4 protein-coding genes are annotated in these 4,176 nt (G+C 77.2%); all 4 read left to right on the top strand.

Translation table 11 applies throughout. From position 1 onward, the window contains the following. On the top strand, positions 1–1,414 hold a 1,414-nt coding region (locus NH602_RS28805), incomplete at its 5' end, for an ABC transporter substrate-binding protein (protein WP_253069453.1). After that, positions 1,411–2,385, top strand: coding sequence for an ABC transporter permease (locus NH602_RS28800; protein WP_179761731.1), 975 nt, complete (start codon positions 1,411–1,413; stop codon positions 2,383–2,385). The genes NH602_RS28805 and NH602_RS28800, both read left to right, overlap by 4 nt. Further along, positions 2,382–3,188, top strand: a complete 807-nt coding sequence (locus NH602_RS28795; RefSeq protein WP_251782896.1) for an ABC transporter permease subunit — start codon at positions 2,382–2,384, stop codon at positions 3,186–3,188. The genes NH602_RS28800 and NH602_RS28795 overlap by 4 nt, the downstream gene beginning before the upstream one ends. Next, positions 3,185–4,176 (top strand): ATP-binding cassette domain-containing protein (locus NH602_RS28790; protein ID WP_253069452.1); only part of this gene is annotated, 992 nt, incomplete at its 3' end. The genes NH602_RS28795 and NH602_RS28790, both read left to right, overlap by 4 nt.

Raw genomic sequence — 4,176 nt, 5'->3', positions numbered from 1 at the left:
CGCCTTCCCCGGCGGCGGCTCCCGCGAGTCGCTCGACCCGCACGTCGTCCCGCAGTTCGTCGACCAGGTCCGGGCCAGGGCCACCTTCGACACGCTCACCGGGTGGTCGCAGGACATGACCGCCGAGCCCCGGCTGGCCGAGTCCGTCGAGCCGGACGCCGCCGGCACGCGCTGGCGGATCCGGCTGCGTGACACCCGCTGGCACGACGGCCGCCCGCTGACCGCCGACGACGTCCTGTTCACCTTCCGGCGCATCGCCGACCCCGCCACGACCGCCTCGGCCGCGTCGCTGTTCACCCGGGTCGACCTCACCGCGAGCCGGGCCGCCGGACCGCGCGAGGTCGAGGTCGTCCTCACCGCGCCGGACTTCACCTTCCCGCTCTGGCTGGGCGCGCCCGGCAGCGAGATCGTCGCGGCGGGCACCACCGGGTTCGCCACACCGGTCGGGACCGGGCCGTTCCGGTTCGTGTCCTTCACCCCCGGCGGCCCCACCGTCTACACCCGCAACGACGCCTACTGGGACGGCGCCCCGCCCGCCCCGGGGCTGGAGCTCACCCCCATCGACGAGGAGCAGGCCCGTCTCGGGGCGCTGCTGTCCGGCCAGGTCGCCTACGCCCACGACCTGCGTCCGGCGAGTGCCCGCCAGGTGGAGGCCCAGGGCGGGCGGGCCACCCTGCTCACCGCACCGCAGTCGACCACCCAGTTCCTCAACCTGCGTGTTGACCGGCCACCGTTCGCCGACCCACGGGTGCGGGAGGCCGTGCGGCTCGGCATCGACCGCGAGGCGCTGGTCCGGGTGGTCCTGCTCGACACCGGGCAGGTCGGCGCCGACCTGTTCGGCGGGCCGGACCTGGAGTACTACCCGGCCGGTGCGACGGCGGCCCCGCGCGACGTCGGGCGCGCCCGGGCACTGCTGCGCGAGGCCGGGGCCGAGGGGCTGGCGTTCGAGCTGCAGACCTCGGGCAGCGACCCGAACTTCCAGCCCGCGGCCACACTCGTCGCCGAGCAGCTGCGCGAGATCGGCCTGGCCCCGACCCCGCGGGTGCTCGACGCCCCGACCTACTTCACCACCGTCCGCACCTCCGGGGTCGCGTCGTTCACCCGCACCGGGGCGCTGCCGATCCCCGACTTCATCGGGCGTCGCCGGCTGTCGTCCGCCGACAACTCGAACTACACCGGCTACCGGAGCGCCGAGGTCGACCGGCTCTACGCCCAGGCCGTCGCCAACCCCGACGAGAGCGTCCGCGGGGCGGACCTCACCCGGATCCAGACCCTGCTGCGCGACGAGTCGGGGGCACTGGTGTGGGGGCTGTCGGACTGGAACGTCGGTGTCGCCGCGGGGGTCACCGGGATCGAGGCCGCCAAGCCCAACAGCCACCTGTGGGGCCGCTTCGACAAGGCCGCCGCCGGATGAGCACCGGCGCGGCCCCGCCCGTCGTCGACGCCCGGGGCGGACGTTCCCCCGCCGGACGGGTGGCGGTCGCGGCCGCCCAGCTGCTCGCCGCCGTCGTGGCGATCTTCGCGCTGACGACGCTGCTGCCCGGCGACGCGGCCGAGGTCGTCCTGGGGCCCGACGCGACCGACGAGCAGGTGGAACGGCTGCGCACCGAGCTGGGTACCGGCCTCCCGGCCGCGGAGCGGCTCGGCGATTGGCTCGGCGGGCTCGTCACGGGCGACCTGAAGACCTCGCTGGTGACCGGGCGGCCCGTCGTCGACGAGGTGGCGGACCGGCTCGGGAGCACCGTGCTGCTCGCCGCGCTGGGGCTCGCGGTCATGGTCCCGCTGGGCGTCGCCGTCGGCACCGCGGCGGGACGCAGGCCGGGCAGCGTCGTGGACCGGGTCTCCACGGCGACGGTGTCGGCGCTGCAGGCCGCCCCGCAGTTCGCGACCGGGCTGCTGCTGGTCGGGCTCTTCTCGCTGCAGCTCGGCTGGCTCCCCGCGACCGCGGGCGGCGGGTCCCTGCTCAGCCCGGCGGTGCTGGTGCTGCCGGTCGTCGTGCTGGTCGCGGCGCAGCTGGGGTGGCTGTCACGCCAGATCCGCCAGGGCGTGCTGCAGACCGATCGGGCACCGCACGTCACCCACCTGCGCCGGCTCGGCCTGCCCGAGCGCGACGTGCTGCTGCGCCACGTGCTCCCCGGCGGGCTCGCGCCGTCGGTGCAGCAGCTCGCCCGGATCGTCGAGGGCACGCTCGGCGGGGTCGTCGTCGTCGAGGCGCTGTTCGCGTTGCCCGGGGTGGGGGCCGGGGTGGTCGATGCGGTGCAGAACCGCGACATCCCGCTGATCCAGGGCTACGCGCTGCTCGCCGCCCTCGTCACCATCACGGTCAACCTGGTGGCCGACGTGGCGACCGCACGGCTGAGCCCGGTACGGGAGGACGAGCCGTGAGCCGGGTGCCGGTGACGACCGCGGTCGCCGCGCTGCTCGCCGGGGTGCCGCTGCTGTGCGCCGTCGCCGGGCCCGTCCTCGCGCCGCTGCTCCCGGTCCCGGGCGGGTCCGGCGCGCTGCTCCCGCCCGGGCCGGGGCACCCGCTGGGCACCGACGCGCTGGGCCGCGACGTGCTGACGCTCGCGCTCACCGGTGGCACCACCGTCGTCACGCTCGTCGTCGGCACGCTGGTGCTGGCCTACGCGGCCGGGGTCCCGCTGGGGCTGGTGCTCGCCGCGTCCGGGCGCCGGTGGGCGGTGCTGCTCACCCAGCGGACGCTGGACGTACTGCTGGTCCTGCCGTCGTTGCTGGTGCTGCTGGTGCTCGCCGGCACCGGACGGCGCGGTGTCGGCTGGCTGCTGGTCGCCACCGCGCTGCTGCAGCTGCCCGCGGTCGTCCGGGTGGTCCGGGGGGCCGCCGGGGCCCCCGCGCGGCGGGTGGCGCTGGAGACGATGACGCAGAACGGCGAGCGGTGGTGGCGGATCCACCTCGCCGAGACCGGGCGGTTCGTCGCCGGGCCGGTGCTCGTCGACGCCGGGACGCGCGGCGTGCTCGTGCTGACCGTGCTGACCAGCGCGAGCTTCCTCGGGGTCGGGCTGCCACCGGACACCGTCGACTGGGCGGTGGTGATCGAGCAGAACGCGGCGTCGCTGTTCCTCGCCCCGTACGCGCTGCTGGTGCCGGCGGGTCTGCTCGTGGCGCTCGCCGCGGGGACGAACGTGCTGGTGGACCGGCTCGCGGACCGGACGGGGGCGGTCGTGTGAGCGCGCTGTCGGTCCGCGGGCTGACCGCACGCACCGTCGACGGGACGGTGCTCCTCGACGGCGTCGACCTCGACCTCGCGCCGGGTGCGGTGCTCGCCGTCGTCGGGCCGTCCGGGGCGGGGAAGTCGACGCTCGGGCTGGCGGTACTCGGCGAGGCCGCCACCGGGGTGGCGCTCGACGGGTCGGTACGGATCGGGCCCGCCGAGCTGCTCGGCGTCGCCCCGCGGGAGCTGCGGACGCGCCGCGCCGGGCGGGTCGGGCACCTCCCGCAGCACCCGGGCCGGGTCCTGGACCCGGTGCGTCGGGTCGGGCCGGTCCTCGACGAGCTCGCCGCGACCGTGCACGGTCGCGGTCGACGGCACCGGACCGCCCGGGCCCGGGCGGTCACCGAGGCCTGCGAGCGGGCCGGCCTCGGAGCCGAGCCGCACCTGCTCCGCCGCCACCCGCACCGTCTCTCCGGCGGGCAGCAGCAGCGGGTCGCGCTGGCCCAGACGCTGGTGACCGGGCCGGCCGTCGTCGTCCTCGACGAGCCGACCACCGGACTGGACCCGGTCACCACCGACGCGGTGCTCGACCGGCTCGCCGTGCTGGCCGCCGGCTCCACGGCGCTCGTTCTGCTCACCCACGACCTCGACGCCGTCCGCAGGCTCGCCGCCGCCGTCCCGGTGACGCTGCTGGAGCTCGCCGCGGGCCGGGTCGTGCGCACCGGCCCGGCCGCCGCGCTGCTCGGTGCACCCGCCCCGACCGCGTCCCCGCCACCACCGGCGGCGGTCGGGGCGATGCTCGAGGTGACGGGTCTGGGGGTCCGGGCCGCGGGCGGGGCGCAGCTGCTGTCCGGGGTGGACCTCGCCGTCGGACGGGGCGGGTTCGTCGCGCTGACCGGGCCCTCGGGGGCGGGCAAGACGACGCTCGGCCGGGCCCTGGCCGGGCTGACCCCCTGCTCGGGGACCGTCCGCGTCGGCGGCCGGGACCCGGCGGGCGACCGGCG

Origin of the sequence: Pseudonocardia sp. McavD-2-B (genome assembly GCF_024124365.1) — a bacterium.
GTDB lineage: Bacteria > Actinomycetota > Actinomycetes > Mycobacteriales > Pseudonocardiaceae > Pseudonocardia > Pseudonocardia alni.
Note: the sequence above shows the minus strand (reverse complement) of the source record. Positions and strands in the feature narration are given on the sequence as shown.

What these genes read in the sequence shown, in the direction of transcription:
- NH602_RS28800 (WP_179761731.1), top strand. Translation starts at nt 1,411, where the DNA reads ATGAGCACCGGCGCGGCCCCGCCCGTCGTCGACGCCCGGGGCGGACGT.